The following is a 284-nucleotide window of genomic DNA, read 5'->3' as shown; positions in this document are numbered from 1 at the left end:
TCCTGCCGCTACCGTACTGGTTCTGGCCGGTCGAGTGGGCGGTGATCGGGGTGGCTCTCGTGCTGACCGTCTACACGGGTGTCGACTACCTGGTGAAAGCGCGTCAGGCAGCGCGGGCCGGGCGCTGAGGGCCCGGAACCGTGTCCGACACGACATCCCCTGTGCGCCCGGGTGCCGGGCCCGATCCCTCAGCCGCGGCCGCGGTGACAGCTCTCGCCGGGCGGGGATGGACGCTGGCGACCGCGGAGTCGCTGACCGCGGGGTTGCTCGCGGCAACCGTGGCC

Annotated in this window: 1 protein-coding gene; it reads left to right on the top strand. The window is 72.9% G+C overall.

Features of this window, described 5'->3' with window-relative positions:
- Nucleotides 1–140: 140 nt before the first annotated feature.
- The coding region (locus tag G6026_RS17920; protein ID WP_347238129.1) for a CinA family protein at nt 141–284 on the top strand (144 nt) is incomplete at its 3' end.

The organism is Dietzia sp. DQ11-38-2 (assembly GCF_014145055.1).
Lineage (GTDB): Bacteria > Actinomycetota > Actinomycetes > Mycobacteriales > Mycobacteriaceae > Dietzia.
The sequence above is the reverse complement of the archived record's forward strand: the minus strand, read 5'-3'. Positions and strand labels throughout refer to the sequence as shown.